The sequence below is a fragment of the Streptomyces coffeae genome (genome assembly GCF_016741875.1).
In the GTDB taxonomy this organism is placed as follows: domain Bacteria; phylum Actinomycetota; class Actinomycetes; order Streptomycetales; family Streptomycetaceae; genus Streptomyces; species Streptomyces coffeae.
Window position 1 is genome coordinate 465,772 of record NZ_JAERRF010000003.1, and the last position, 24,871, is coordinate 490,642.

Sequence of the window (24,871 nt, forward strand, 5' to 3'; positions counted from 1 at the left end):
TCCCGGGAGTCTCCCCATGACCGCCTCGACCGCCGGCTCCGCACCCACCGCTCCATCGGACAGACCCTCCGGCGGGCATCCTCGGCGCTGGCTGATCCTCGGCGTCATCTGTCTGGCCCAGCTCACCGTCCTGCTGGACAACACCATCCTCAATGTCGCGGTCCCCTCCCTCACCGAGGAGATGCACGCCACCACCGCCGACATCCAGTGGATGATCAACGCCTATTCGCTGGTCCAGTCCGGGCTGCTGCTCACCGCGGGAAGCGCCGCCGACCGCTACGGGCGTAAGAAGATGCTGGTCGCCGGGCTGGTGCTGTTCGGTGTGGGGTCGCTGACCGCGTCGTTGGCGCAGGGACCCGGTCAGCTGATCGCCGCCCGCGGGGGGATGGGCGTCGGCGGGGCGCTGCTGATGACCACAACGCTCGCCGTAGTGGTGCAGGTCTTCGACGAGGCCGAACGCACCAAGGCGATCGGACTGTGGGGCGCGGTCAGTTCGCTCGGCTTCGCCGCCGGACCGCTGATCGGCGGCTCGCTGCTGGAGCACTTCTGGTGGGGCTCGATCTTCCTCATCAACCTCCCCGTGGCGCTGCTCGGCCTGATCGCCGTCGTGCGGTTGGTGCCCGAGTCCCGGAACCCCAGCGGCGACCGGCCCGATCTGCTCGGCGCGCTGCTCTCCACGGTCGGGATGACCGGTGTGGTCTTCGCGATCATCTCCGGGCCGGAACACGGCTGGACCTCGGACCGGGTGCTCTGCTCGGCCTTCATCGGCATCAGTGTGCTGACCGGGTTCGCACTGTGGGAGCGTCATGTCCCGTATCCCATGCTGGATATGCATTTCTTCCGCAATCGCCGCTTTGTGGGTGCCGTCGCCGGGGGCATCCTCGTGGCCTTCGGGATGGGCGGTTCGCTCTTTCTGCTCACCCAGCATCTGCAATTGGTGCTCGGCTACGACGCGTTGGACGCAGGGCTGCGCACCGCGCCGCTGGCCCTCGCGGTGGTGCTGATCAATCTCTCCGGTCTGGGCGCCCGGCTGCTGCCCGCGCTCGGCACCCCGCTGACCGTCATCATCGGCATGGGGCTGCTGGCGGCCGGTCTCGCCGCCGTGGCGGAGCTCGGCACGGATGGCTACGGCGGGATGCTCCTCGGGCTGGTGGTGATGGGCACCGGCATCGCCGTGGCCATGCCCGCGATGGCCGCAGCCATCATGTCGGCCATTCCGCCGGAGAAGGCGGGGGTGGGCGCCGGGGTCAATGGCACACTCACCGAGTTCGGCAACGGTCTCGGGGTCGCCGTCCTCGGCGCCGTTCTGAACTCCCGCTTCGCATCGCTGCTGCCCGCGGTGGCCGCCGGGGCGGGGTCGCTTCCGGCCGCCGTCGCCGCCGCCCGGACCCCCGAGGAGCGGGCAGCGGTGGGCGATGCCTTCGCCTCCGGTGTCGAGACCAGTCAGCTGGTCGGGGCGGTGGCGGTGCTGGCGGGCGGGGTGCTGGCCGCACTGCTGCTCGGCCGGGCCGAACGATCTTCACGCACCGCCCCGGCGGCATAGCATCGGACATGTATGACCCGCTGTGTGTCCGGGTCCCCGGACGCGTGGCGACAGCGCATCGGAGAAGGAGAGCGCGCCATGGCAAACGGCAGCCGTGCCATCCGTCCGCAGTCCAGCGTATGGCTCTCCGAACGCAAGCCTCCCAGGCGCAAGGCAGATCAGCAGCCGGTCGGGCTCGACCGTCTGAAGATCGTCGCGGCGACGATCCGGCTGCTGGACGCCGAAGGGCTCGCGGGCTTCTCGATGCGGCGGCTCGCGGCGGAGCTCGGGGTCACCGCCATGTCCGTCTACTGGTACGTGGACACCAAGGACCATCTGCTGGAACTCGCCCTCGACGCCGCCATGGGCGAGATCGTGCTCCCCATCGAGGCCGTGGCACCGGCGAAGGCCCGAGTGGTGAGCCCACCGGCGTCGCAGCCGGCGTCGCAAAGGGCGGCGCGACCGGCGGAGGCCCACGCCCATCTCCCCGCCGAGCCTCGGGACTGGCGTGATCAGTTGCGCCAACTCGCCGAGGAATCACGGAAGGTACTGGTCCGCCATCCCTGGCTGTCCCCGCTGATGGGCGATTACCTCAATATCGGCCCCAACGCGATGGTCTTCACCAATGCCGCGCAGGAAGTGATGCGCAACAGCGGGCTGCCGGTGGAGAAGCTGTCCAGCGCCCTCGCGCTCGTCACCCACTTCGTCTTTGGATTCAGCACCCTCGAGGGCCGGTTCGCCGTCAGTTGCCGGGAGGAGGGGATCGCCCAGGACGAGCTGCTCCAGGAGGTGATGACCACGGTCAAGGACCGCCCCGACTTCGACGGCACCCGGGAGATGTTCGCGGCCCAGGGCGAGATCAGCGTCGAGGAGATGCGGGACCGGGACTTCACCTTCGCGCTGGACATCACGATCGCCGGTATCGAGGCCCTGCGCGACGCCGCCCCCCGCGACGCCGCCTCGCAGGACCCACCGGAGAGGGCCTAGACCACCGGCAGCTCCTCGCCCTGCACCGCCTGTATGTCCAGCTCCACCCGCAGCGTGGTGCCGATCGCCGCGATCCCCGCCGCGACCACCTGGTTGTAGTTCATCGCGAAGTCCTCGCGGCGCAGCTCCGCGGTGGCCCGGAAGGCCGCCCGCACCCCGCCCCATGGATCCGGGCCGGTGCCCAGATACGTCAGGTCGAGATCCACCTTCCGCACGATGCCGTGCATCGACAGCTCACCGTGCACCGTCCAGCGGTCCGCGCCCGCGGCGCTCAGATGCGAGCCGTGGTACGTGAGCACCGGGTACTGCTCCACATTCAGGAAGTCGGGCGATATGAGATGGCCGTCCCGCATCCGGTTTCCGGTATCGATACTGGCCGCCTGGATCACCGCCTCCACGCTGGACTTCTCGATGTCCTCGGCGATCTCGATCCGCCCGCCGAACTCCGTGAACCGGCCGTGCACACTGGATATCCCCAGATGCTGGGCCGTGGCGGCCACCGCGGAATGCGCCGGGTCCAGTGTCCACACACCCGGCGGCGGCAGCTCCACCCCGCCCTGCCGCGCCAGCACCACCGTGCCCACATCGGCCCGCCCGGAGCCGGTGACGATGGCCGTCGAGGCGACCGGCGCATAGCCGACGGCGGTGGCGATGACCGTGTACGGACCGGCCGCGAGCGGCTCCTCCGTGCGCACCGAGCCGTCCTCGGCGGCCTGGGCGCGCAGCACCTGCGCCCCCGTCATATCCGTGACGGTCAGCACCGCGTGCTGCACCGCCCAGCCGTCCCGTGTGCGGATCCGGGCCCGCAGCCCCGCTGTCCCGCCTGTGCCCGCTTCCGTGGTCGTCATGCCGCCTCTCGCTCTCGATCCCGTGGCTCCGGTCTTGTGTGCGCCGGAAGTTGTTTGTGCGCCGGAGGTCCTGTATGGGCCGGACCCGGACGCCGGTGTGAGGCCGTCCCCTGCCTTTAGTACACCGCCGCCCGGATCCGGGTTCCGGGTCACGGCGGACAACTCCGCCGGCCCGGTCCGGGCCGGGGCGCGTCTCCGCTCGTCCACGCCCCGGCCCGGGGTCTCAGTCGCCGGGGTGGGCGAGGTCGACGTCGTGTCCGTCGATGCCCTCCCCGGAGACCGTCAGCGCGCCCGCGACCGGCGGATAGCCGCTCGCGATCACGGTGTAGTCGCCCGCGTCGAGGTCGGTGAAGGCATAGGCGCCGTCCGCCCCGGTGGTGGCGGTGGCGACCACGTTCCCGGCGGCGTCCACCAGCGTGACCCGGGCGTCGGCGAGGGGCCGCTGTCCGGCCCCGGCCCGTACGGTGCCCTGCACCCGGGCGCCCGCATGGAGGGGTATCTCCATCCGGGTCAGCCCCTGGGCGCCGACCTCGACCGGCAGGGCCGCGGGCCGGAAGCCGGCCGCGTTCACCGCGATCGTGAACGTTCCGGCGATCAGCTCCTCGAAGCCGAAGTCGCCCTGTTCACCGGTCCTTCCGGAGGCCAGCACCTCCCCGCGGACATCGGTGACCACGATCATCGCCCCGTCCACCGGGTGGCTGTCGGCGGCGTCACGCACGGTGCCCACCAGACCGCTGGTGGCCGACAGCACGATGTCGAAACCGAGCGGTTCGTGACCGACCATGACCGTGGACGCCTGCGGCTGGTGGCCGTCGGCCGCCGCGATCAGGACGTAGGAGCCGGAGCCCGGCGCGTCCAGGGCGTACGAACCGTCGGCGTGCGCCACCGAGCGGCCCAACTGCCGCCCGGCCAGCGAGATCAGCGTCACCGCGGCCCGCGGTACGGTGCCGCCGTCCCCGTTCCGCACAAAGCCGTACACACCCTGCCGGGGCGGCTGGTCCGAGCCGCCGCCCTGGGCAGCGGAGGAGAACGCGGCCAGGCGCTGCGGGGCGATCTCGGCGGCCAGTGCTCCGTCGGAGCCCGGTTCGGGCACCTCGGCGGAGGGCGCGCCCACCAGCGCGGGCTCGAGGTCCGCGACCTGGGCGGCGGCGGTCCCGGCCGGCACGGCCTCGGTCGCCGCCGGGACGGTGGCCGCTGCCGGGGCGTCGGTGGCCGCGGCCGGGTCCTGCGCGGCGGGCGCACCGGCCTCCTGGGAGCCCGAACTGGTCTTCAGCGCGACCTCCTTGATGAACAGGGTCAGCAGCAGGGCGAGCAGCGCGGCCGGCGCGGCGTAGAGGAAGACATCCCCGACACCGTGGCCGTAGGCGCTCTCCATGACGGTCCGCAGCGGCTGCGGCATCTTGTCCAGGTCGGGGATGCCCCCGCCGCCGGTGCCGGAGTGAGCCAGCGCGGCGCCCTTGGGGCCGAGGTCGGCCAGGCCGTCCTTGACGTAGTGGGAGACCCGGTTGGCGAGCACCGCGCCGAGCGCGGAGACACCGACCGCACCGCCCAGGGAGCGGAAGAAGGTGACAACGGAGCTGGCCGCGCCGAGGTCCTGCGGGGCGACCTGGTTCTGGGTGGCCAGCACCAGGTTCTGCATCATCATGCCGATGCCCAGGCCCATGAGCGCCATATAGATGGCCAGGTGCCAGTACGGGGTGTCGTACCGGATGGTGCCGAGCAGCCCGAGGCCCGCGGTCAGCAGCACACCCCCGCTGACCAACCATGCCTTCCAGCGACCGGTCTTGGTGATGACCTGGCCGGAGATGGTCGAGGAGAGGAACAGTCCGCCGATCATCGGGATCGTCAGCACGCCGGACATGGTCGGCGACTTGTCGCGCGCCAGCTGGAAGTACTGGGAGAAGAACACGGTTCCGGCGAACATCGCGACACCCACGAAGAGCGACGCCAGCGAGGTGAGGGTGATCGTCTTGTTGCGGAACAGCCGCAGCGGGATGATCGGTTCGCTCGCCCTGGCCTCGACGAGGATGAAGATCAGCGCGAGGACGAGCGCGCCGCCCACCATCGCGTAGGTCTGCCAGGAGATCCAGTCGTACTTGTTGCCGGCGAAGGTCACCCAGATCAGCAGCAGGGAGACCGCGGCGCTGACGAAGAGGGCACCGGCCCAGTCGACCTTGACGTCCCGCTTCACGACCGGGAGCTTCAGGGTCTTCTGGAGCACGATCAGCGCGATGATCGCGAACGGCACACCGACGTAGAAGCACCAGCGCCAGCCGAGCCAGTCGGTGTCGGTGATCACGCCGCCCAGCAGCGGGCCGCCGACGGTCGCCACGGCGAAGGTGGCGCCGAGGTAGCCGCTGTACCGGCCGCGCTCACGCGGGGAGATCATCGCCGCCATGACGATCTGGGCGAGCGCGGACAGTCCGCCGACGCCGATGCCCTGGACCACCCGGCAGGCAATCAGCATTCCGGTGTTCTGCGACAGACCGGCCACCACCGAGCCCGCGACATAGATCAGCAGGGCCGACTGGACCAGCAGCTTCTTGCTGTACAGATCGGAGAGCTTGCCCCACAGCGGGGTGGTGGCCGTCATGGACAGCAGCGCGGCGGTGACGACCCAGGTGTACGAGGACTGGCTGCCGTCGAGGTCGGCGATGATCTCGGGGAGCGCAGTCGAGACGATCGTCGACGACAGGATCGCCACGAACATCCCGAGCAGCAGCCCGGACAGGGCCTCCATGATCTGCCGGTGGGTCATCGGTTCCGAGGGGTCGGAACCGTGGCCGTGCTGGGCCCGGTGACCTCCTCCGCCGTGCTTGGCGTGGGCGGGGTGCCCCGCGGGTCCCCGCACACCACCGTCCGGTGTGGTCGTTGCCATGACGTTCCCTATCGTTGCGAAGGTGTACGGGTCGTGCTCGCGCCCTGAAGGGGCAGGGCCCGGCAGCGGGTGTCCCCGAAGCTGGCCCGCAACCGGGCGAGAAGTTCATTGAGACGGCCGACGTCGTCGTCGGACCAGTCGCTCAGACAGTGGGCCAGCGCTTCCGTGTAGCGCTCGGACACCTGCCTGAGCAGTTCTTTTCCATGGGTGTTGATGCTCAGCAGCCGCGATCGCCGGTCCAGTGGATCGGGCGTGCGGTCCACCCAGCCGCGGTCCGCGACATGTGCCACATGCCGGCTGGTCACCGACATATCGATGTCGAGCATCTCGGCGAGTTTGCTCATGCGCATCTCGCCGAAGCGGTCGAGCAACATCAGGACCACCGCGGGGCCCGCCGGGCAGTCGGCGGGCAGCACCCGGCTGAGGCCGCGCTTGACGGCGCCGATGGCGCTGAGCTGGCGGGCCAGCTCCTCGTACTGACTCTGCGCGGCCATGGCACCTCCCGGATGGCGATCAGTTGCTTGAGGCAACCATAGAAGAAGTTAGTTGCTACAGGCAAATGAAAGGGCGGTCTGGGCGGTAAATAGCCGTTAAAGACTCAGGCAGCTTGTGAAAGGGCCCAGAGTTGCCGTCGTTCGGCTGGGATGGCTGGGGTGGCTGAGGCGTATGGGGTCACAAGGACCGCGGGGCCCCGGGGGTGGGCGAGATAACGCACGTTCGCTAGGGTCGGGGGCCATGGCGAACAACCCCCAGGGCCCCAACGGCAACCACGACCCGGCCGGCTCCACGCAGATGTTCCGCGCCTTCGTCGACGACGGCGGACGGCAGCCGCAGCCGACCACCGCGTCGAGCGGTGGCTCCCGTATCGGCGTGATCGTCGGCGTGATCGTCGCGATCGCTGTCGTTGCCGGGGTGGCCTGGCTGGCGCTCGCCTGAGCGAGCGCCGCGGCTGAACGCAGCGGCCGGACGTCGAGGCGCTTCAGGACACCTTCAGGGCCGGGGTGTACGGCCGGACCCGCGGGCTGCGCTCGCGCGACCGGGACCTACGGCTACTGCTACGGCTCGGGCTTCCAGGTGACCGCGACGTCCCGCGTCTCGATGTGCATGCCCAGCGGCACTCGCCAGTCGTCCACGCACACCGTCCAGGTCTTCTCCTTCTTCTGACCCGCGCCGATCGGCGCGGGCAGCTTTTCTTTCGACTCGCGTGTCGCCCAGTCGATGCCGATCGAGTCGATGATGTGCGTCGCGAAGGTGACGGTTCCCGAGGTCACGGGCGCACCACCGGTGTTGCGGAACCGCACGGTCACCTTCTCGCACCAGCGCTGGTCCGCCGCTGCCCGCTCAGGGTCGCCGACCACTTCGAGTGCGGCCGGTCCGGACGGTGGTGAGGGGGTCGTGGGCGGCTCGGGAGGTTTGGGGGGGTTGGGTGTGGAGGGTGCGGGGGGTGTGGAGCCGCCACCGGACCCTGAGCCCGAGCCGGAGCCTTCGCCGGGTTCGCCACTGCTCGGGCGGTCGTGGCTGCCGGAGCCGCCTCGGCCGCCGCCATGGCTCGCCGAGTCCGATCCGTCCGCGTCGCCCGAACCGCCTCCAGCGCGTTCACCGGAGGCCGTGGCGGAGGGCGTACCGCCCCGGTCCGCCGTCCCTTCGCCGCGTCCGTCGCGGTCGCGTCCGTCGCCCTCGCGGTCCTGGCCGCCACGCTCGTCGTCCTGGTCCAGCGGCGTCAGCTTGACGCCGCCCTTCGGCGGTACGGCCTTCGCCGTCCGCTCACCGTCGGGCCCGGCCGCCCCGGCCGCGACATAGCCGTCGCCGCCACCGCCGCAGCCGCTGAGCAGTGCCCCCAGGCACAGCGCGACCGCCGAGGAGGCGATCGCCTTGCCCCGGCGGCCCGTTGTCCGGCTCGCTGCGTGTCGCATCGGGCCAGTGTGGCTGACGGCCCGTCAGGTGTACAGATGTGCGTCGGCTGCCGTACGGCGGCGGCCGGCACCCGTACCCAGACGGGCCGATGGCCTTGGGGTTCAGTCCGCGATGAGCCCTTCGCGTAGCTGGGCCAGGGTCCGGGTGAGCAGCCGGGAGACATGCATCTGGGAGATCCCGACCTCTTCGCCGATTTGCGATTGCGTCATATTGGCAAAGAAGCGGAGCATGATGATCTGCCGCTCGCGCGGGGGCAGTTTGGCGAGCAGCGGCTTGAGCGACTCCCGGTACTCCACGCCCTCCAGTGCGCTGTCCTCGTACCCCAGGCGGTCCGCGAGCGACCCCTCGCCACCGTCGTCCTCGGGGGAGGGGGAGTCCAGCGAGCTCGCCGTGTAGGCGTTGCCCACCGCGAGACCGTCGACCACGTCCTCCTCCGAGACACCGAGCGCCGTGGCGAGTTCGGTGACGGTCGGGGAGCGGTCCAGCTTCTGTGACAGCTCGTCACTTGCCTTCGTCAGCGCCAGCCGCAGCTCCTGGAGCCGCCTCGGCACCCGCACCGACCAGCTGGTGTCCCGGAAGAAGCGCTTGATCTCACCCACGACGGTGGGCATCGCGAAGGTCGGGAACTCCACGCCGCGTTCACAGTCGAACCGGTCGATCGCCTTGATCAGACCGATGGTGCCGACCTGGACAATGTCTTCCATCGGCTCGTTCCGGCTGCGGAACCGGGCGGCCGCGTAACGGACCAGAGGGAGGTTCAGCTCGATGAGGGTGTCACGTACGTAGGTGGCCTCCACGCTGTCCCGGTCGAGTGCGGCGAGCCGCAGGAACAGGGAGCGGGAGAGGGTGCGGGTGTCGATGGTGTCGCAGTCGTCAAGCGCGTGCGGTGCGTCATTGGTGAGCACCTTCGAGCTGCCCAGTTCTACGGACATGCCACCCCCTTGAGGTCGCGGACGGATCCCAGCTGCGCGCAGCGCGCGTGCAACGCAGCCTCCCCCTGAATACCGGAGGTTCAGCCACGGCAAACGCGGTTCCAGCAGAATGTCACATGTCGGCAACGCGCTGTAGCGCCAAGTCGACATTAGTGCCCCGATCCACCGGGGTGGGTATCGCCCGTCGTGATTAGGACTCGATCCGATTTGCGGATCTCAGCCTGGCGAAGCTCCGGGACAGCAGCCGGGAGACATGCATCTGGGAGACGCCGAGCTCCGCGCTGATCTGAGACTGGGTCAAGTTGCTGTAGTAACGGAGCAAAAGGATGCGCTGCTCGCGCTCGGGCAACTGTACGAGCAGATGGCGCACCAGGTCACGGTGTTCCACTCCGGCCAGTGCGGGGTCCTCGTAGCCGAGCCGGTCGACCAGTCCCGGCAGCCCGTCGCCCTCCTGGGCGGCCTCCAGTGATGTGGCGTGATATGAGCGCCCGGCCTCGATGCAGGCGAGCACCTCGTCCTCGCTGAGCTTGAGCCGCTCGGCGATCTCGGACGTAGTGGGGGAGCGGCCGTGCAGCACTGTCAGATCCTCGGTGGCGCCGTTGACCTGCACCCACAGCTCGTGCAGCCGGCGCGGCACATGGACGGTGCGGACATTGTCCCGGAAGTAGCGCTTGATCTCGCCCACGACGGTGGGCATCGCGAACGTCGGGAACTGCACCCCGCGCTCGGGGTCGAACCGGTCGATCGCGTTGATCAGGCCGATCGTGCCGACCTGGATCACATCCTCCATGGGTTCGTTGCGGCTGCGGAAGCGCGCGGCGGCATAGCGGACCAGTGGCAGATTCGCCTCGATCAGCGCGGCGCGCACCCGGGAGTGCTCGGGGGTTCCGGGGTCGAGGCCGGAGAGCTCGGCGAAGAGCACCTGGGTGAGCGCTCTGGCGTCAGCTCCACGGCTTCTGCCGCTCTCGCTGCCGCCATCGTCCTGGGGAGGGGTTCTGGGCGCGGTACGGGCTGACACGGTCACGCCACCCCTTCACGATGTACTCACCCGGCAAAGCGGTCATAGCATCACAAGACATGTGCACTGTGTGCAAGCACCGCTTTACTACGTGTTGATGGCGAAATTGCCACGTAGTGGGGCAAATGTGATCGTGAAGCGGTAGAGAAGGGGGCCGGAGCAGGATCAGAAGGCTTCAGAAGACGCTCAGGAGGCGTTTGGAAACGGAACCAGAAAGCGTCCGGAACGGGATCAGAAGGGGTAGTCCGCGATCACCCAGGTGGCGAACTCCCGCCACTGCGCGGCCGCCGCCTGGTGGGCCGGGTGCTCGATGTAGCGCTTCAGGGCGTCGACGTCGGCCACCGCGGAGTTGATCGCGTAGTCATAGGCGATCGGCCGGTCCGTGATGTTCCAGGCGCACTCCCAGTGCTCCAGCTCGGGGATGGTGCCACCGAGCTCCTCGAACGCCCGGACCCCGGCCCGCACCCGCGGCTCATCGCGCGTCACGCCGTCGTTGAGCTTGAAAAGGACGAGGTGGCGAATCACGGGGGGCCTCCATGGGCGGGGGTGTCACTGGACCAGTTCGGTCATGAACTCGCCGACGCTCTTGGCGGCGTCCGATATGCCCTCGAACCCTATCTGGACCAGGTCGGCCGCACGCGCCGGGGTCTTGATGATCGTGTAGAGCACGAAGACGATGAGCATGTAGAGCGCGATTTTTTTCGCCTGTGCCATCCCGTGCTGCCCTCCCCGGTCGTCCCCTGCGGCGTCGCGTGAGTCTATCCACACCCCTGGAACAACAGTCGTACCAGTCCGATCATCGGAGCGGCGTCCCGTGGGCCGTGCTCATCGAGGTGGGCGCCCTTGCATAAATGGGTGGATTCTGGGAGGTGGGAGGGCGGCAACAGCGGAGGAGGAGGGAGCGGAGATGCGTGTCGGTGTGCTGACCGGCGGAGGCGACTGCCCCGGCCTCAACGCGGCGATCCGCGCCATCGTCCGCCAGGGCGTGGAGGTGCACGGCTTCGACTTCGTCGGGGTGCGGGACGGCTGGCGCGGTGCGCTGGACGGCGGCATCGTGCCGCTGGACGTCCAGGCCGTACGCGGAATCCTGCCGCGCGGCGGAACCATCCTCGGCTCCTCCCGGACCAACCCCCTGGCCAGCGAGGACGGAGTGCAGCGGATCCGGCGGACGCTCGCCGAGAACGCGGTGGACGTGCTGATCGCGATCGGCGGCGAGGACACCCTCGGCGTCGCCGCCAAGCTGGCCGACGAGGGGATCGGCGTGGTCGGCGTCCCCAAGACCATCGACAACGACGTGGCGGGCACCGACTACACCTTCGGCTTCGACACCGCCGTCAATATCGCCACCGAGGCCATCGACCGGCTGCACACCACCGCCGAGTCCCACACCCGCACCCTGGTCGTCGAGGTGATGGGGCGCCACGCGGGCTGGATCGCGCTGCACTCGGGCATCGCGGGCGGTGCCAACGTCATCCTCATCCCCGAGCAGCCTTTCGACGTCGGACAGGTCTGCGGCTGGGTGGAGAACCGGTTCAAGATCAGGTACGCGCCGATCGTGGTGGTCGCGGAGGGAGCGGTCCCCAAGGCCGGGCAGATGGTGGTCAAGGACTCCACGCTCGACGAGTTCGGCCATGTACGGCTGTCCGGGATCGGGGAGTGGCTGGCCCGCGAGATCTCCGACCGCACCGGCAAGGAGGCCCGCACCACGGTCCTCGGGCACATCCAGCGCGGCGGGACGCCGAGCGCTTTCGACCGCTGGCTGGCCACCCGCTTCGGGCTGCGCGCCATCGACACGGTCAAGGAGCGGGACTTCGGGACGATGGTGGCGCTGCGCGGCACCGACATCGTGCGCATCCCGCTCGCCGAGGCCGCGGCCGGCACCCGGACCGTGGACCCCTCGCTCTACGCCGAGTTCGGCGTGTTCTTCGGCTGACGACCGGCCAGAGGTGCTCGGCCGACAGACCCGTCCGGCCAGGGTGCGTCACGGGGCAGGCGGGGAGCCTCGGGCGAGGGGGCGGTCGGACGGCGATGCGTCAGGCGGGGTGCGGTACGACCGCCACCGGACAGCGGGCGTGGTGCAGTACGGCGTGGGCGACCGGCCCCAGCCGCCGTTCCGCCACCCTGTGGCCCGTACGTCGCCCGAGGACCAGCAGCCGCGCCCGCGCCGACGTCCGCACCAGCGCCTGCGCCGGACTGAGCAGCACCACATCGGGCAGTACCGAGACCTGCGGATACCGCTCCCGCCAGCCGCGCAGCGCGTCCGAGACCACCTGGCTCTCCTGGTCCTCCCACATCCCGCGGTCCTCCTCCAGCACGCTCAGCATCCAGGCGGACGGGGACGCCGGGGGCAGCGCCCACGCGTGCACCACCCGTAGCAGGGCGTCCCGCTCCCGGGCGGCGCGGAAGGCGAAGTCGGCCGTGGCGTCCGCCGGGGCGTGTGCGTTGAAGCCGAGCTGCACCTCGCGGTTACCGCCCCGGGCCTGATCCGTCTGCCGGGGCGCGCCCGGCACGGTCACCACCGGGCAGTCCGCGGCCGCCGTCACCCGGAGTGCCACCGAACCCACCGCGAGCCCGTCGAAACCGCCCCAGCCCCGTGCCCCCACGACCAGTAGTCCGGCGTCCGTGGCGGCCGTGAGCAGCGCCTCGTCCGGTTCGGAGTCGGTGTGCCGACCGGAGACCTGGAGATCCGGATGGCGGGCCGCGAACCCGGCCACGGCCTGCTCCAGCATCTCCGTCCCCACGTGCTGCCAGGCGTCCACACCGGGGACCGGGGAGACCCGGCGCGGCAGCGGCGGACAGGCGTGCACCAGCAGCAGCGCGGCCCCGCGGTGCGCCGCCTCCCGGGCGGCCCACTCCGCCGCCGCGAGACTGCGCCGCGATCCGTCGACCCCCGCTACGACAGGGCCGCTCATCGGGTCCTCCTCTGCTGCATCCCGCTCGGCCGCCGGAGGGTGTTACATCCGTTCAGTGTAGATATGGGCGATGCTCGCGGCCGGACGGAGACGGAGCGGAGACGGAGCGGAGACGGAGCGGAGACGGAGCGGAGACGCAGCGGATACGGGCAGGGGCGGAGGCTTCCGGGTTCGGCGCGCGCGAGCGGGCCATCCGTGGTGAACTGGAGAACCGGGGATGCGTACGGACCACCGGACCCGTCCCCTTACTCACCTCCCCTCATCCGACATCCCCGCCGGTCGCCGGGACCGGCGCACCAGACCGCGAGGGGCGGCGACCGCCCTCGGGCCGAGAGATCGGTCCGGGGGCGGTTCTGCGTTTGCGGGGCGCTCCGTGACGGGCCGGGTGGGTCGGATCGGTCGCGTCGGGCGGTCAACTCCCCCGAAGGTGGGGTGGGATGTCAAGGATTCGGGGGACGCGGGGGCCTGCCGGGCGAGCGCAGCATGGGGCCGAGGAAGGGAAGGAGTGGGAAATGCGCTCGAGCACATGGCATCTCACCTCGCGCCGCTCAGCTCTCGTCGTCGGACTTGTCGCTGTGGTGGCCGCCGTGGTGGTCGTCGGGATGGTCTCCCCCTCCGGAAAGGCGTCCGGGAAGGCGGCGGCGGTCGAATTCCGCCGGGAACCGGTCGGAAAGACCTCGGTCCCGGCGTTCACCCGGTCCGTCGGCCAGGACCGGAACGATCTGGAGTCACCTTCCAATGGTGGCCGGGCCTTCCTGGGGAACACCCCGGGTCTGTACGCCGGGGCGCCCGACCGGCAGTCCTGTGACCGGGGGGAGCTGATCCGCGGTCTCCAGGCCGACCCGAAGAAGGCGGCCACCTGGAGCCGTATCCAGCACATCGGCTCGACGAACGCCATCGCGGACTATGTCGACCGGCTGACCGGCGCCGTGCTGCGGTCCGACACCTATGCGAAGGTCTACGGCTCCCGTCCCGGTGCGAAGCCCTCGTCCGCCGTTCTCCAGGCGGGTACGGCGGTCTTCGTCAACCAGCGCGGGGAGCCCGTGGTGAAGTGCAACTGCGGCAGCCCGGTGCGGATGGCGGCTCCGCCGCAGGACTCCCGCCCGACGTTCACCGGCCCCGAGTGGTCCGGTTTCTCCAAGAGCACGGTCACCGAGATCCAACCAGCCTCGAAGGCCGTCAAGCGGGTCGTGATGCTGGCGGTGGGGGGCAAGTCCGAGCTCTTCAAGCGGCCGCTCGGGGACGGCGGTTCGGGCGGTGACTCCCCGTCCGAGGACACGGTCCTGGCGAAGGCCGACTACCCGCCGTATCTGGCGATGCCGGGCGAGCAGGGCGCGCCGGACCTGACGGAGGCGCCGAAGCCGGGCGAGATGCCGGCCGACACGATCACTCCGCTGGAGACCAAGCGGCCGTCCGGTTCGCCGTCCGGCGGTATGCCGGACGCACAGACCTCGGACCAGCCCACCGACCCCAACCAGCAGCCGACCGACCCGGGTCAGCAGTCCCAGCCGCAGCCCTCGGACCCGAACCAGCAGCAGCCGCCACCCTCGCAGCCGGATCCGAACCAGAGCCAGCCGCAGCCCCCGCCCCCGCCGAACCAGCCGCCTCCCAACCAGCCCCCGCCGAACCAGCCGCCTCCGCAGCAGCCTCCCCCCAACCAGCCGCCGCCGCAGCAGCCGCCGGGCCAGAACCAGCAGCCGCAGCCGGACCCCAACCAGACCCAGCCCCCGCCGCAGCCTCCGCCGTCGGGTCCGTGAGGTCCTGAGCGAGGAGCGCTCCCCGACCGGCGTCCGTTCGGTGCAATCCGCGGACGCCGGCCGCGCGCCCCGGCCACTCGCCGGCCGCCCCGGGCGGCAGCATGGTGACCATGGTCCTGCCCGGATTCCTGACCAGGACGATCAAGCTGCTGCTCGGCCGCGGGGACCGGCCGCTGCACACCCAGGCCGCCGCCGTGGCCACGCTCGTCCTGGGCGCGGTGATGCTGCTGGGCTCGTACGCCGTGGTGGCGGCCGAGCGCGGCGCCCCCTCCGCGAACCTCACCAGCTATCCCAAGGCGCTGTGGTGGTCGGCCGAGACGGCGACCACCGTCGGCTACGGCGACTTCTACCCGGTCACCCTCTGGGGACGGCTGGTCGCCTGTGTGGTGATGTTCGTCGGGATCACCACCTACGGCATGATCACCGCGGCCATCGCCGCCTGGTTCGTCGGCCGCGAGCAGAAGCGCCAGCACCGGCTGGCCGAGGCCGTCCACGACCGCGTCTTCGGCGGTGAGCGCCGACTCTCCGCCGACGCCGAGGCCCTGTACGAGCGCTTCGACCGACTCGAGGGCCTGATCGCCGCGGGCGGCCGCCGCCACCCCGACCACGGCGACCCGGACCCCTGACCCGACCCGGTCGATGCGAGGTTGGCAAGGCTCACCGGGCGAGTGGTCCAGCGGGGAGCCCAGTGCGAATCAGTAGTAGTCGTCGGGGTCGACTCCTTCCGGAGCTCGGTAGGTTGGGGATCCGACGGAAAAGCGGATCCTGTCGTCTTTGGACGCGTGTGGGGGCTGATCTTTCCTGGTGCTTCTGATCAGGAGCTCCACGGATAGCGAGTACTCATCCTTCTGATGCACCGCCTCAATCTCCAACTGGCGCGCCGTTGAATTAGCGGGACCGGAGTGTGTGACATGCCATCCCTTTTTTGGAAGCTCTTCGCGTAGTCTGTTGAAGCCGCGAGTCAGATCTTTTGGAGGCAATTGGGAGATGGACCAAAAGTGCTGGACGGCGTAATCCCTTTCCTTCTCGTCGCCAGTCGCAGCTCCTGGTCCGGCTGGGGATACCCTTCCTCGGAGTCGTACCATGTCGTACAGATCGCTGGACAACTTGCTGGCGATTTTTATCGCCTGCTCCGGATGCATTGTCTTAGGTGGTGCGCTGTCGGAGTTGTTCATGGAACTGCATCCAGTGGAAAGTAGAAGGAGTGTTGCGGCCGCAATTGTCGCGCTGACTCGTCGCGTATTTCGCACTTCAATCGTTCCAATTTATAGGATTACGCCAGTCGCTGGGCATGAGCGAACCGTCGCTGCGAGGCTTCAGTTTTACTTCGTCGTAGTGTCCTGTGATGACCCTGCCCTGGTTTTCAATGCTGAGGCTGGGCTTGCCCGTCTTGTCGTCGTAATCCCAGTAACCGCTATGCCCATCAGTGTCGGTGGCCATCTGGTTGGCCCCGAAAATGTCGTCAGTCGGGTCGATTCTCGATATCCCACCCCCGTGAAAGAAGCGCCCCGTGCCATTTACGAGATTGTCGCCCCTGGCGTGCTCGTTCCAGACGTGCCCCTTGGAGACGTCCAAGTCTGCGGCGTTGTCCACTCGGGCCCCGGGGCTTCCTGCGAACACGATGTCGTCGACACCGAGGTCACCCTCCTTGGCGGCCATGCCAATCGTTGTTGTTCCATACGAATGCGCGACCGAGGTGATGTGGCTGTCAGAGCCCGACTTGTTCGTGGCGTTGAGGCCGTCAATGAATTGATTGTATGCGCCCCCGGCGTTGTCTGCATATCCATGCTGAGTGGCATCCGGGAAGATATCTTGTGGCGCATCGTAGCCGATCCAGGTGACTGTGGATACGTCCTGGTCCGTCAATGACTGGGATGTTTTCCACAAGTTCACTCCGCGGTTTATATCGCCATTGCTATTGCTGAGTGAAGCTCCGGTGCCAGGTGTGTATACCGCGATATGGTCAGCGCTGTCAGGGTTTCCATTAGCGATGATGGCTCGCCCTCGCCCCTCCGGGCTGAACCCCATTAGATAGGCTTGCGGTAGGCCGCGCTCTCCGGTCCTTCCGAAGCGGATTTGAATCGCTGCTATGCCCTTCAGGCGTTCCTTGATCCCGTCCCTCTCTGCCTTCCATGCCTTCCACGCCTGCGTCACTTGCACTTCGCCCTGAATGGGAACCTGTCTGATGTTGTCCCACCTCTGCTCGTACTTCGTGGGCTCGGGGCGTTCCTTATCGAACCGATCCAGCTTCAGGTTGATTGCCGCCTCGGCTTCGGCGAGGTTGGTCCGGTTCGCTTCGTCGCGAACGTCAGCGGGTATGCCGTCAAGTTTGCCGAGGGTGGACGGATTGAGGGCGGCATAGGCATCCTGCTCGTCCTTCGATAGGCCTTTCCACCACTCAGCGTTTTCCTTCGGGCTGCCACCCTTTGGAGGTGCTTTGAGGTCGTGCAGGTATTCTTTGGCGCCGCTTCGGACGCCGCCAGCGTCCTTCTTCGCGTCAGCCCAGTCCTCAGCGGCGACGACCATGTCGTCGTCAGCCTTCAACCTGCGCAGCTTGGGAGCCCATTTCTCGTCGGCCTGTGTGGCCTCGTAGACGGCTTGGGCAATGCGGTCGGCAATGGCGACCGCACGGCCGTACTTGGGATTGTCGTGATGGTTCGATGCCTGGCGCTTGAGTGCCTCGGCCGTGTCGTTCGCATCTCCAGCAGGGTCGATCGGGTTGTTGGTCGCCTTCCCCTGGGCGCTCCCCTTGACTGTGCCGCCCTCGGGCACCTTGCCGTCGACCTTGTCGCCGGAAGCCGGGTAGCTCACCGAGCCGTCGGACTGCACTGTGAACTTCTCGGCCTCGGCATCTTCCACCGCAGCGTCGAGCTTGTCTTTTGCTAATCGCAGTTCGTACGCCAGAGAGTTGAGAGCGGTGGTGATGATCGCGCACTCGACCTGGGTGTAGTGGAAGTTTGTCGCCAGCTTCTGGATCTGCTCCACAGCAGCGTCAACGCCGTCACCCTCGAGCGAGCGTCGCATGCCTGCGGTCACCTGCTGCTCGAGGTCATCCTTGGCCTGACTGGCCATGTCACTGACGGTCCGATAGCCACGCGCAGCGTCCTCAAACTCGGAGGGCTTGAGGGATTTGAGAGTCACGTAATCCATTGGTCTGCGTCACCGGTCCCGGCTCTCGCCGCCGACCGGCTTTGTGTCCTTGTACAGACCCTCTAAACGATTGAATGCCCTCATGGTGGCCGCGTCGTTCTTGTAGTGATGATCCCCGGCCTTCTCAAGCCGGTCTTGAAAGGTGCCGCACTTACCGCTCACCCCCTTCAAATAGCGCTTCCAGGATCGGTGGAGCTCCCGCTGGGCCGCCGCGCTCTCGATCTTGCCGCCGGTCGTGCTGCCCGCGCCTAAGCCCTTCTGTTCCTCCGCCAGCTTCGTGAGCGCGGTACTGATGTCCCCCGAAGCTTGCCGACTCCCCTGCCCGCTTTTGTCCAAGCCGTCTTGCTGGACCTTAAGTTGCCCGATCCGCTTGCCCCCAGTTGGGTTTGTTTTCAGCGCTTGCGAGGCTCATCCCGGTGTTGCCGGATGCCTCGCGCTTCATCTGCGCCCACTCCACATCGAACGTCGACATGCGCTCCCCATTCTCCCCACGATGCGCGACCCACAGTGACTTAGCAAAGGCTCAGTGTAGGGAACTGGGGAGGGCGTCTCCATGAGTATCCGTACTTAGTCGTGGTCGGGGCTCCCGTCCGATGACGTGGTCGATTCTGGAGGAGGCGACCCCGACAACGTGTGCTTCGGGCTCGCAGACTTTGCGGCCCAGGATGCGCCTGCGATCGGCAGTATGGATCCGCCGGAAAGGCACTGGGTGGCTTAGCTCTCCAGATCCCTGCCGAACAGTCCGGCCAGCCGGGCACGGGTGATCACCGCGATGGTGAAGCCGTCGGTGATGTCTCCCCGGCCGATCAGCTCTTCCGCCCGAGTGAACGGCATCACGACTGCTCGTTGGATCCCTTCGGCGGTGTCCAGCGCTCCGACCCGGGGGATGCGGGCGGCAAACAGTTCGACGTGGCCGCCGAGCAGTCCGCTGTCGGCGTGCAACGTGCCCAGCGGGATCACCTCATCGGGCTGGACGCCCAATTCCTCCCGCAGTTCGCGGACCGCGCTCACCGGTCCCGCCTCCGCGGGCTCCCCCATGCCGCGGGGCGCCTCCAGGTGCCAGGAGCGGGTGGCGTGACGGTAGTGGTCGACCAGGACGATCTCTGGGTCGGCGCCGATCAGCGGGAGGATCACTGCCCCGGGAGCTCCTCCGGTAGGGAGGACCCGGACGTACAGCCCCAGATCGCCGCCCGGAAAGCGTACGGCGTCACGGACGACCGTGATGAACCGATCGGAGTAGACCACGCCGACCGGCTCATCGGATCCGGTGCTGCGCCTGGCCGCCTCGATCTCGGCCGGATCGATCAGAATCTCGATACCGCCCGGAGCGTTGACGAACATCTCCGGACGCTTTCGACGAAGGTCGTCGTAGGAAGTGGGGGGATGGTTCACGGCGGTGTCAGTACTCCGGGACTTCGTCACTTTCCTGAATCGTGCTGGAACTTGTGGCCGGTGGAGCACCACCGTGCTCGGTGTATCCCGGGAGTCTGCGCACCAGGTCGTGGAACTGCCGCCACTCGTGTTCGCTGTCGAGCCGGACGGTGGCGATCTCACGGGCGAACTTCTGCTCTCGTCGCCCGGCCGCCCGATTGCGCAGCACCAGCTGCACGGAACCGCCGTACGAACCCATGGACGTCGCTCCGAGACTCGCGGCCACGGACCACCCCTCCTCTCCGGTCACCGCGGTGAAGACCGCGCCGCCGATCGTGATGATGACTTCGACGATGGGCGACCATGTGTGTGACTTCGCCTGGGAGCCGCGGCGGGCATCGGCGAGCCTGACAATCTCGGAGTTGAGCCTGACATACCGGTCGAAGACGTCCCCGACCTTGTCGTGGAAAGCGGCGGGATCGGCCGTCAGCGCGTTGAACGCTTCCATGTAGCGGTGCCAGGGGCCACTTTGCCGGAGCAGCCAGACGTCTTCGAGATGCAGTGTGTCGATCTCCGAGGGGGTGAGACGGTCCTGGACGGCGGCGAATGCCTGTTGTCGCAAGAACAACATCAATTCCTCAGGATCCTGGACCGCCGCGCGGGCCGTGGATCTGGCCCGTATGTCCCTCCACTCCTGTAATGCCACGCGGCGCAGGCTGCCGGTCGGAGTGAGTGGGTACATCCCCAGGGCATCAGCGAGGTTGACGTTGTAGATCAGGTCGAGCAACTGCTTGATCTCGGCGGCGAAAGGCTTGCTCCCGTCGTATCTGCCTTCTGAGACGGGCGAGCCGTCCACACACACGAACTTCTCGTACAGCAGATTCCGGGTGACCGTGGCATCGACAACGCGCTGCTCGTTGCTGAATTGGACGACGTCGCCGACCCTCTCGGCGAACTGCGGAATCCGGTCGTCCGGCACGCCCACCTGGGAAGCGAGCAGGGGAATGTCCTTCGCGGTCAGGCCCTGCACCCTACCGGCGAAGGGGTTGATCAGAGCCGACTTGGTGTCCCGGACGTTCTCCTCGTCGTTCCAGGACATGCGGACGCAGGTCACCTTTTCCGCGGCGGGCATCCCAGCCAGGGTCTCCTGCCAGGCGGCGAAGGCAGCCTCATCCACGTCCACGCTCTTGGGAAGGTCGGTGGGCTCCCGCTCGCCGAGCAGGAAGGGGATCAAAGCGCCCTCGGCCAAGAGCTTCTGGTGGGCAGTCCGGGCGTGTCCCCCTTCGGTCAAGTCACGGCTCACGGCGGGGTTGTTGTAAAAGAACACCCTGTTCACGACGATTTGCCGGGTGTTGATGAGGCTGCGGAAGTACTCGGCCCGTACGTGGTCGTTACGGAGATCTTGGATGTCCCGCAGGGATTTGCCCTTCGTGATCATCTTCCGGGTCATCTCGGCGCTGACCCACTGGTTGTCCAACGACTGCGCGATAACCGCCCCTGGATCCAGATCGTCTGGGCGTACTCGGGTCAGATCGTCTCTGCCGTCGCCGTTGCTATTCATGATCTCCCCCCCGGCTCATGCCCCGCCGCGGAGAGAGTTGGTCATCGGCGTCCAACCATTCCGCGTCGGCAACAAGCCATCACACCGCCCGCGACCGCAGAACGTCAAGCAGTTCTCACGTAGCGTATGCGGCAGATGGGGGGACGCCGTCTCATGCGCCGGGCTCACGCCAGCCCTGTGAGATCCCCTCAGATCGCGTCGTGTGCCGGGCAACGGACCGTCGGCCGGGGCACCCCTCAGCGCTTGATGGCCAAGGCGGATCCGAGTAATTGCCCCAAGATCTCGATGATCTTGATGTCATGATCCGTCAGATCGCCCTTCACCGGACTGTCGATGGTGAGCATTCCGAACGCGTCGTGATTGATGGCAGGGGCGATCGGAGCCGCTATGAAGGTCTTGTACGTCTGCGTATCAGGTTGGTACTCCGGAGGCTCGGAGAGCAGGTCGGGAACAAAGAGCGGTTCACGCTTGTCCATGCTCCGCAGCAGTCGATCTCCCCGTGGCGTACCTTCCTTGAAGGTGGTACGCGGTGTCTCCTGCCGGCCGGCCCACATTCCGGCTTGGCATGTGAGCTCACGGTTGCCCGAATTGCCCGTTACATCGAGCAGGCATGCACGTGTGTGCGGCGGGCCGATGGAGCGCGCCGCCCTGATCACCACCTGCTTCATGTCCCCCTGGAGCGAACGCCTACGCTGGGCCGTCGTCGCGATAGCGATTTCCCCGAAGACCTCCATGATGGGAACCAGCATCTCCTGGAGCATGCGTCGCTGCTCCTGACCGGCTAAAAGCGCGGTTTGTTTCTCGGTCTTCACTCCGCGCGCGGCCAAGAAGATCACGGTGAGCGTCGCCAGTGCTCCACCGCCCACGATCAACCAAAAGACCCAGCCCCATTCGTACAAACCTGCGAGTGCCGCGGCAATGTAGGCAAGAACATTCAGCGCCCCCGCTACAGCAGTGCCTCGACCGAGCCCCCACCATCGAGTTGCCATGGCGACGGAGGGTAGCACCAGTGACACGATGTGTGGAAGATGTTGGCCAACTGCCGCATGAGCGCTGCCACCTGCGGGAACATACTCAGCGTGACCATGGGCCCCGCCAGTCACGCGACGGACGCTTCCTCCAAAAGGGGGCAAGTCGTTGACGACTGGAATTGGCTGGTCTATTTTGATAGAGGCTATGCGCCAGTGTGAAACCAGGGGGAAAGTGCGAACCGTATGAGCCTGAATGCTTTAGGGGGAGCAATGAACGGCAACTTGCAGCGCAAAAGCAAACAGGGAAGTCTCGGTGATTCCCCGGTTAAAGGCGTGGATGCTCTGATGGAAGAATACAGGGCAGATCCTGATGCCTATATGGAGCGGCGTGCAAGTGTCTTGCGCGGTGACAGCTATGCCGAAGCTCGTCAACGTGTCGTGGCCGAACAGAACGAAGCACTTCGAGTGGCGAGTCGTGCCGTGCTTTATAAACTCTTCGGCTTCATCCTTCCGCGGAAGCAGGTCCAGCGAAATTAGCCAGCGGCCGGCTGGGCGAATATCTACGCGGAGTTGCACAGTTCTGAGGCCCTCTCGGCGGAGAGGGCCTTTGTCTGTTCGGGCTCTGTCCTCGCCCCTTCTGCTCCCGGCCGCCCGGGATCGCACCGGGCCCGGCGGCTGCGGTTGGTGCGCGATGGCACCAGCCCTCCGGGCCCCGGGCGCTCCCGGTCAGCCGAACTGGCCGGGCTGGTAGTCGCCGGCGGGCTGCTGGACGATGACGTTCATTCGGTTGAAGGCGTTGATGAGGGCGATGAGGGACACCAGCGCGGCGAGCTGCTCCTCGTCGTAGTGCTTGGCGGCGTTCGCCCAGGCCTGGTCCGTGACGCCACCGGCCGCATCCGCGATGCGGGTGCCCTGCTCCGTCAGCTCCAGTGCGGCGCGTTCGGCCTCGGTGAAGACCGTGGCCTCCCGCCACGCCGCGACCAGGTGGAGGCGCACCGAAGTCTCACCGGCGGCGATGGCTTCCTTGGTGTGCATGTCGGTGCAGAAACCGCACCCGTTGATCTGGCTCGCGCGCAGCTTCACCAGCTCCTCCGTCGCGGCGGGCAGCGTCGAGTCCGAGATCACCTGGCCTGCCGAGACGAGGCGCTTCACGAACTTGCCGGCGGTCGGGTTGCCGTAGAGGTTCAAACGGGCATCCATGGTGGGCTCCTCTGCCGTTGTCGATGGCTACACACCTATGACGGAACGACTCCGCACGATGTGACAGGAGCGCATGTGACGTGGATCTCCCCTGCCCGCGCCGCGGCCGGCGGACGAAGAACGGAGAGGGAAGACAACGTAGGGCCCCACCCGTGCGGGTGGGGCCCTACGTTCTTCGAGCGGTAGCGGTGGGATTTGAACCCACGGAGGAGTTGCCCCCTCACACGCTTTCGAGGCGTGCTCCTTAGGCCGCTCGGACACGCTACCGAGAGAGAGCCTAGCGGACGGGTGGCCGGGAACCGAAATCGGTTCCCGGCGGGGGCCGGTCAGGGCGTGCGGAAGAACGCGGTGAGGGGGGCCGCGCATGCGGCGGGGAGGACCCCGGAGATGACCTCGGGGCGGTGGTTGAGTCGGCGGTCGCGGACGACGTCCCAGAGGGAGCCGACCGCACCGGCCTTCTCGTCGGCCGCGCCGTAGACCAGGCGGTCCACGCGGGACAGGACGATCGCGCCCGCGCACATGGTGCACGGCTCCAGCGTCACCACCAAGGTGCAGCCGGTCAGGCGCCAGCTGCCGAGGCAACGGGCGGCGGCTCGGAGGGCGAGGACCTCGGCGTGGGCCGTGGGGTCGCCGTGGGCCTCGCGCTCGTTGCGGCCGCGGCCGAGCACCGCGCCGTCCGGGCCCAGCACGACGGCGCCGACCGGCACATCCCCCGTTTCCGGGGCCCGTACGGCCTCCTCCAGCGCGAGGCGCATCGGGGTGCGCCAGGGGTCGCGCAGGGGGTCGGGGTCGGGGCCCGGCGGGATGCCGGTCAGTGGATCGGTCATGACACCAGTGTGGGCGACGGGATGGGGGTGGCCGCGGACCGCGGTCAGCGCACCGCCTCCAGCCCCTCCATGCTGCATCCCAGCATGTCGGCGATCGATTCGAGCGCGTCCCCGTCCAGGGCCTTCAGCTCCTTCTCCTCCATGCCGAGGTCGGCCAGGATGTCGCCGTCGCCGAGCGGGCCCACCGGGACCGGCGCGTCGGAGTCGGCGTCTTCGTCGTCGTCCCGGTCCGGCTCGCCGTCCTCGGTGCCGTCGAGGTCGACGAGGCTGTCCAGGTCGTCGTCGGGGTCACGGCCGAGCAGCTCGTCGGTGAGCATCGAACCGTACGAGGTGCGGGCGGCCGCGGCCGCGTCGGATACATAGATGTGCGGGTCGTCCTCGCCGTCCACGCGGACGACGCCGAACCACGCGTCTTCGTGCTCGAGGAAGGCCAGAACCGTGTCGTCGTCCTTGGACGCTCCACGGGCCAGTTCGATCAGATCGGTCAGGGTCTCCACATCGTCGAGCTCTGTGTCGCTCGCTTCCCACCCTTCTGCGGTGCGCGCGAGCAATGCGGCGAAGTACACCGTGACTCTCCCACTGGTCATAGGCGTGCCGGGGCGGGCGGGACAGTGTCCCGCCCCAATCGGAATCGTGGCAGAAACCGTCGCTTCGCGAGAGGTCTTCCGCGCTGCGTCGTGCACCAGTCCAAAGAGATGTCGCTCACGCGGACCGGGGTTGCACCGGCCCGGAGGCTGCCTCCGGCGGGGCACGAACGCTCATCGGGGCTTCACCAGCCGAACGTGCGCATGTGTATCGCCTGGCGCATCCGGGCCGACCGGGCCCGCTGCGGCCGGACCTGATTCCTTATCGCCCGGGCCTCGTTGAGCGCCCGCAGGAAGCGGTCGCGGCGGCGGCGCCGCTCGGCGGCGCTCTCCTTCTCCCTCTCTGCCATGGGCCACATCACCCCTCGGGCCGAGTCCCCGCCCGGATGGCAACCGGGCGCTGCTGCCCACTTTCCCCCGAATCGGCGGTTTGATGCCA

Annotated in this window: 25 protein-coding genes and 1 tRNA gene; 7 read left to right on the forward strand and 19 right to left on the reverse strand. The window is 68.1% G+C overall.

Going from position 1 to position 24,871, the window contains the following annotated elements:
* The first annotated feature begins 16 nt into the window (after positions 1 to 16).
* Both JK363_RS06820 and JK363_RS06825 read left to right on the forward strand, forming a co-directional pair.
* Positions 17 to 1,543: an MFS transporter gene (locus tag JK363_RS06820; RefSeq protein WP_201872451.1), complete on the forward strand. Its 1,527-nt coding sequence runs from the start codon at positions 17 to 19 to the stop codon at positions 1,541 to 1,543.
* Between the two features lie 78 nt (positions 1,544 to 1,621).
* On the forward strand, positions 1,622 to 2,509 hold the full coding sequence (locus tag JK363_RS06825) for a TetR/AcrR family transcriptional regulator (protein WP_201872452.1): 888 nt from the start codon (positions 1,622 to 1,624) through the stop codon (positions 2,507 to 2,509).
* On the opposite strand, the gene JK363_RS06830 is transcribed toward JK363_RS06825, so the two are convergent.
* From JK363_RS06830 to JK363_RS06840, 3 genes are all read right to left on the reverse strand, one after another.
* Positions 2,506 to 3,357, reverse strand: a complete 852-nt coding sequence (locus JK363_RS06830) for a YceI family protein (RefSeq protein WP_201872453.1) — start codon at positions 3,355 to 3,357, stop codon at positions 2,506 to 2,508. The two genes, JK363_RS06825 and JK363_RS06830, sit on opposite strands and share 4 nt — an antisense overlap.
* Before the next feature lie 223 nt (positions 3,358 to 3,580).
* Positions 3,581 to 6,115: an MFS transporter gene (locus JK363_RS06835; RefSeq protein WP_504751850.1), complete on the reverse strand. Its 2,535-nt coding sequence runs from the start codon at positions 6,113 to 6,115 to the stop codon at positions 3,581 to 3,583.
* A 128-nt stretch (positions 6,116 to 6,243) separates the two neighbouring features.
* A complete protein-coding gene (locus tag JK363_RS06840; protein ID WP_201872456.1) occupies positions 6,244 to 6,729 on the reverse strand; it encodes a MarR family winged helix-turn-helix transcriptional regulator in 486 nt (161 codons plus the stop codon).
* Positions 6,730 to 6,970: 241 nt separating this feature from the next.
* On the opposite strand from JK363_RS06840, the gene JK363_RS06845 reads away from it, so the two are divergent.
* Positions 6,971 to 7,171, forward strand: a complete 201-nt coding sequence (locus tag JK363_RS06845) for a hypothetical protein (RefSeq protein WP_201872458.1) — start codon at positions 6,971 to 6,973, stop codon at positions 7,169 to 7,171.
* A gap of 119 nt (positions 7,172 to 7,290) precedes the next feature.
* Here JK363_RS06845 and JK363_RS06850 read toward each other — a convergent pair whose 3' ends face one another.
* The 5 genes from JK363_RS06850 to JK363_RS06870 form a co-directional block, all read right to left on the reverse strand.
* Positions 7,291 to 8,148, reverse strand: a complete 858-nt coding sequence (locus tag JK363_RS06850; protein WP_201872460.1) for a hypothetical protein — start codon at positions 8,146 to 8,148, stop codon at positions 7,291 to 7,293.
* Positions 8,149 to 8,250: 102 nt separating this feature from the next.
* Positions 8,251 to 9,081, reverse strand: a complete 831-nt coding sequence (locus JK363_RS06855; protein WP_176181966.1) for an RNA polymerase sigma factor SigF — start codon at positions 9,079 to 9,081, stop codon at positions 8,251 to 8,253.
* A gap of 190 nt (positions 9,082 to 9,271) precedes the next feature.
* Positions 9,272 to 10,099, reverse strand: a complete 828-nt coding sequence (locus JK363_RS06860) for an RNA polymerase sigma factor SigF (protein ID WP_372444724.1) — start codon at positions 10,097 to 10,099, stop codon at positions 9,272 to 9,274.
* 231 nt (positions 10,100 to 10,330) lie between these two features.
* Positions 10,331 to 10,624, reverse strand: coding sequence for a Dabb family protein (locus JK363_RS06865; protein WP_201872464.1), 294 nt, complete (start codon positions 10,622 to 10,624; stop codon positions 10,331 to 10,333).
* A 24-nt stretch (positions 10,625 to 10,648) separates the two neighbouring features.
* A complete protein-coding gene (locus JK363_RS06870; RefSeq protein ID WP_176181969.1) occupies positions 10,649 to 10,813 on the reverse strand; it encodes a hypothetical protein in 165 nt (54 codons plus the stop codon).
* 193 nt (positions 10,814 to 11,006) lie between these two features.
* Between JK363_RS06870 and JK363_RS06875 the strand changes: the two genes are divergently transcribed.
* Positions 11,007 to 12,032 carry a 6-phosphofructokinase gene (locus JK363_RS06875; protein WP_201872466.1) on the forward strand — a complete coding sequence of 342 codons (1,026 nt, stop codon included), beginning with the start codon at positions 11,007 to 11,009 and terminating at the stop codon, positions 12,030 to 12,032.
* A gap of 100 nt (positions 12,033 to 12,132) precedes the next feature.
* On the opposite strand, the gene JK363_RS06880 is transcribed toward JK363_RS06875, so the two are convergent.
* Complete coding sequence (locus JK363_RS06880) at positions 12,133 to 13,011, reverse strand: universal stress protein (RefSeq protein ID WP_201872472.1); 879 nt, start codon at positions 13,009 to 13,011, stop codon at positions 12,133 to 12,135.
* 512 nt (positions 13,012 to 13,523) lie between these two features.
* Here JK363_RS06880 and JK363_RS06885 point away from each other — a divergent pair.
* Together JK363_RS06885 and JK363_RS06890 are read left to right on the forward strand one after the other, a co-directional pair.
* Positions 13,524 to 14,768, forward strand: coding sequence for a DUF6777 domain-containing protein (locus JK363_RS06885; protein WP_201872474.1), 1,245 nt, complete (start codon positions 13,524 to 13,526; stop codon positions 14,766 to 14,768).
* 110 nt (positions 14,769 to 14,878) lie between these two features.
* Positions 14,879 to 15,394, forward strand: coding sequence for a potassium channel family protein (locus tag JK363_RS06890; RefSeq protein WP_307821636.1), 516 nt, complete (start codon positions 14,879 to 14,881; stop codon positions 15,392 to 15,394).
* Positions 15,395 to 16,019: 625 nt separating this feature from the next.
* Here JK363_RS06890 and JK363_RS06895 read toward each other — a convergent pair.
* The 5 genes from JK363_RS06895 to JK363_RS06915 all read right to left on the reverse strand — a co-directional run bounded on the left by JK363_RS06895 (position 16,020) and on the right by JK363_RS06915 (position 21,839).
* A complete protein-coding gene (locus tag JK363_RS06895; RefSeq protein WP_307821637.1) occupies positions 16,020 to 17,840 on the reverse strand; it encodes an alpha/beta hydrolase in 1,821 nt (606 codons plus the stop codon).
* A gap of 87 nt (positions 17,841 to 17,927) precedes the next feature.
* The gene (locus JK363_RS06900) at positions 17,928 to 18,254 is read right to left on the reverse strand and encodes a hypothetical protein (RefSeq protein ID WP_236075594.1); all 327 of its coding nucleotides are present in this window, start codon (positions 18,252 to 18,254) and stop codon (positions 17,928 to 17,930) included.
* Positions 18,255 to 18,632: 378 nt separating this feature from the next.
* Positions 18,633 to 19,310: an NUDIX hydrolase gene (locus tag JK363_RS06905; protein WP_307821638.1), complete on the reverse strand. Its 678-nt coding sequence runs from the start codon at positions 19,308 to 19,310 to the stop codon at positions 18,633 to 18,635.
* Between the two features lie 7 nt (positions 19,311 to 19,317).
* Positions 19,318 to 20,850: a hypothetical protein gene (locus JK363_RS06910; RefSeq protein WP_201872478.1), complete on the reverse strand. Its 1,533-nt coding sequence runs from the start codon at positions 20,848 to 20,850 to the stop codon at positions 19,318 to 19,320.
* A gap of 236 nt (positions 20,851 to 21,086) precedes the next feature.
* Complete coding sequence (locus JK363_RS06915) at positions 21,087 to 21,839, reverse strand: GAF domain-containing protein (RefSeq protein WP_201872479.1); 753 nt, start codon at positions 21,837 to 21,839, stop codon at positions 21,087 to 21,089.
* Between the two features lie 225 nt (positions 21,840 to 22,064).
* Between JK363_RS06915 and JK363_RS06920 the strand changes: the two genes are divergently transcribed.
* Positions 22,065 to 22,358, forward strand: a complete 294-nt coding sequence (locus JK363_RS06920; RefSeq protein WP_201872480.1) for a hypothetical protein — start codon at positions 22,065 to 22,067, stop codon at positions 22,356 to 22,358.
* A 189-nt stretch (positions 22,359 to 22,547) separates the two neighbouring features.
* Here the strand turns inward: JK363_RS06920 and JK363_RS06925 are convergent, their stop codons facing one another.
* From JK363_RS06925 to JK363_RS06945, 5 genes are all read right to left on the reverse strand, one after another.
* Positions 22,548 to 23,021, reverse strand: a complete 474-nt coding sequence (locus JK363_RS06925; protein WP_201872481.1) for a carboxymuconolactone decarboxylase family protein — start codon at positions 23,019 to 23,021, stop codon at positions 22,548 to 22,550.
* A 180-nt stretch (positions 23,022 to 23,201) separates the two neighbouring features.
* Positions 23,202 to 23,288: transfer RNA gene (locus JK363_RS06930), tRNA-Ser, on the reverse strand.
* A gap of 59 nt (positions 23,289 to 23,347) precedes the next feature.
* A complete protein-coding gene (tadA, locus tag JK363_RS06935) occupies positions 23,348 to 23,848 on the reverse strand; it encodes a tRNA adenosine(34) deaminase TadA (protein ID WP_201872482.1) in 501 nt (166 codons plus the stop codon).
* A 44-nt stretch (positions 23,849 to 23,892) separates the two neighbouring features.
* A complete protein-coding gene (locus JK363_RS06940; protein ID WP_307821639.1) occupies positions 23,893 to 24,414 on the reverse strand; it encodes a tRNA adenosine deaminase-associated protein in 522 nt (173 codons plus the stop codon).
* A gap of 203 nt (positions 24,415 to 24,617) precedes the next feature.
* Positions 24,618 to 24,782 (reverse strand): hypothetical protein, encoded by a 165-nt coding sequence (locus tag JK363_RS06945; RefSeq protein ID WP_201872485.1) that lies wholly within the window; start codon positions 24,780 to 24,782, stop codon positions 24,618 to 24,620.
* Positions 24,783 to 24,871 lie beyond the last annotated feature (89 nt).

Coding starts and splice junctions, on each gene's coding strand:
- JK363_RS06820 (WP_201872451.1), top strand. CDS start 17: ATGACCGCCTCGACCGCCGGCTCCGCACCCACCGCTCCATCGGACAGA.
- JK363_RS06825 (WP_201872452.1), top strand. CDS start 1,622: ATGGCAAACGGCAGCCGTGCCATCCGTCCGCAGTCCAGCGTATGGCTC.
- JK363_RS06830 (WP_201872453.1), bottom strand. CDS start 3,357: ATGACGACCACGGAAGCGGGCACAGGCGGGACAGCGGGGCTGCGGGCC.
- JK363_RS06835 (WP_504751850.1), bottom strand. CDS start 6,115: ATGACCCACCGGCAGATCATGGAGGCCCTGTCCGGGCTGCTGCTCGGG.
- JK363_RS06840 (WP_201872456.1), bottom strand. CDS start 6,729: ATGGCCGCGCAGAGTCAGTACGAGGAGCTGGCCCGCCAGCTCAGCGCC.
- JK363_RS06845 (WP_201872458.1), top strand. CDS start 6,971: ATGGCGAACAACCCCCAGGGCCCCAACGGCAACCACGACCCGGCCGGC.
- JK363_RS06850 (WP_201872460.1), bottom strand. CDS start 8,148: ATGCGACACGCAGCGAGCCGGACAACGGGCCGCCGGGGCAAGGCGATC.
- JK363_RS06855 (WP_176181966.1), bottom strand. CDS start 9,081: ATGTCCGTAGAACTGGGCAGCTCGAAGGTGCTCACCAATGACGCACCG.
- JK363_RS06870 (WP_176181969.1), bottom strand. CDS start 10,813: ATGGCACAGGCGAAAAAAATCGCGCTCTACATGCTCATCGTCTTCGTG.
- JK363_RS06875 (WP_201872466.1), top strand. CDS start 11,007: ATGCGTGTCGGTGTGCTGACCGGCGGAGGCGACTGCCCCGGCCTCAAC.
- JK363_RS06880 (WP_201872472.1), bottom strand. CDS start 13,011: ATGAGCGGCCCTGTCGTAGCGGGGGTCGACGGATCGCGGCGCAGTCTC.
- JK363_RS06885 (WP_201872474.1), top strand. CDS start 13,524: ATGCGCTCGAGCACATGGCATCTCACCTCGCGCCGCTCAGCTCTCGTC.
- JK363_RS06890 (WP_307821636.1), top strand. CDS start 14,879: ATGGTCCTGCCCGGATTCCTGACCAGGACGATCAAGCTGCTGCTCGGC.
- JK363_RS06895 (WP_307821637.1), bottom strand. CDS start 17,840: ATGGCCAGTCAGGCCAAGGATGACCTCGAGCAGCAGGTGACCGCAGGC.
- JK363_RS06910 (WP_201872478.1), bottom strand. CDS start 20,850: ATGAATAGCAACGGCGACGGCAGAGACGATCTGACCCGAGTACGCCCA.
- JK363_RS06915 (WP_201872479.1), bottom strand. CDS start 21,839: ATGGCAACTCGATGGTGGGGGCTCGGTCGAGGCACTGCTGTAGCGGGG.
- JK363_RS06920 (WP_201872480.1), top strand. CDS start 22,065: ATGAGCCTGAATGCTTTAGGGGGAGCAATGAACGGCAACTTGCAGCGC.
- JK363_RS06925 (WP_201872481.1), bottom strand. CDS start 23,021: ATGGATGCCCGTTTGAACCTCTACGGCAACCCGACCGCCGGCAAGTTC.
- tadA (WP_201872482.1), bottom strand. CDS start 23,848: ATGACCGATCCACTGACCGGCATCCCGCCGGGCCCCGACCCCGACCCC.
- JK363_RS06945 (WP_201872485.1), bottom strand. CDS start 24,782: ATGGCAGAGAGGGAGAAGGAGAGCGCCGCCGAGCGGCGCCGCCGCCGC.